This window comes from Bacillus sp. AP50, assembly GCF_040492675.1.
GTDB lineage: Bacteria > Bacillota > Bacilli > Bacillales > Bacillaceae_G > Bacillus_A > Bacillus_A cereus.
Genome location: NZ_JBEUTW010000687.1, coordinates 1 through 1,574 on the forward strand (window position 1 = coordinate 1; position 1,574 = coordinate 1,574).

Sequence of the window (1,574 nt, forward strand, 5' to 3'; positions counted from 1 at the left end):
CTAACAATTGGAGGTGTAGTTTTTTTATAACTAAATTTACTTCAGAAAACAAAATGAATGCAGCAATACATTATCAAGATGGAAGTGAGAGTATAAAAGATATTGCGAAATCATTGAGAGCGAATCACGACGTGGTTCGAATATGTATAAAACAATTTGAATATCATGGAATCCGAGCATTTGAAAAAGGCTATACAACGTATTTTGTACAGTATAAACTAGGCTTACCAAATTATATGTTCGAAAATGGGACGTCTCCAAACGAAACGGCAGTTATTTTTAATATTTCTTCATCTGGACTTATTAGAAAATGGCGTATTCAGCTACGTCAAAAAGGAGTAGACGCCCTTAAATCTAAGAAAAAGGGGCGTCAGTCTATGACTAAGGACAATCAAAAATCAATTAAGAAAGAAACAAACACAAACAGAAGAGTCAGTAGAAGCATTACAAGCTGAATTGGAGCGTTTGCGTATGGAGAATGCTTATTTAAAAAAGTTCAACGAATTGTGAAAAAGTTAGGTTTAAAGAGCCTAGTTCGTATGAAAAAATATCGCTCTTATAAAGGGAAAGTAGGTAAGATTACGCCAAATATTTTAGAACGTAACTTTAAGGCTAAAAAGCCAAACGAAAAATGAGTTACAGACATAACAGAATTTAAATTATGCGGCGAGAAGCTCTACTTATCACCGATGCTAGATCTATTTAATTGAGAGATAATCGCTTATACAATTGATTCAAGACCAACCTATTCACTTGTATCAAAGATGTTACGATAATGCGATTATTGAAAGTTTCTTTGGTATTATGAAATCTGAATTTCTTTATCTAAAAGATTTTGAAAGCATAGAACATTTTAAATAAGAATTTGAAAAATATATCGATTATTATAATCACAAACGAATTAAGGCAAAATTAAAAGGCATGAGCCCGGTACAATATCGAACTCATGCCCTAAAAGCTGCCTAATGAAACGACTTGTCAAACTTTCTGGGGTCAGTTCAACTTTTAACGAACCCATACCACTAGTACTCAAAAATTCTTTTCTCTTAACTTTGATATCCCCTTATTTACCGGACATTTTACTTTCACTTCCCAGTGTCCATGTACTGTAACTCTCACCTGAGGATTAAACATTTTGATTTCATCTACACTAAAGATAATGCTTTTCTCCTCAAAATTTTTTTCCTTAGTGTTTACTTTCCCTATGACTTCATTCTGCCAAAACACTTCTAATGAAGCCTCACTTTTAGGATCTCCCAAGTATTTATATACAACTTCAACTTCCCCTGTACGTTCAATTAGTTGAAAAAAACACTTTTTCATATCTATGGGACTATTAAGAACAATATTAGTCCCACAGGTATACGGCTTAAATATTGAGCCATCAAGTTCTGTAAGACAATTGACTTTATGATACCAATTTCCTATATAATCATTCTTAATGACTATTTTATTTGGGTTATACCTGGGATCATAATAAAATATTATATCATCTGGACTATTAAAAACTACTCCATGCACGCGTGTATGAGTTTGTCCTATTGGTGTAGTAAGATCGTTAATCCAAAACACTT

General features: G+C 32.7%; 2 pseudogenes. One reads left to right on the top strand and one right to left on the bottom strand.

What is annotated here, in order from left to right:
• The first annotated feature begins 26 nt into the window (after positions 1 to 26).
• Positions 27 to 966, top strand: a pseudogene (locus ABWK52_RS28410) (IS3 family transposase).
• 63 nt (positions 967 to 1,029) lie between these two features.
• On the opposite strand, the pseudogene ABWK52_RS28415 reads toward ABWK52_RS28410, so the two are convergent.
• A pseudogene (locus ABWK52_RS28415) lies at positions 1,030 to 1,574 on the bottom strand (hypothetical protein); the annotation flags it as partial.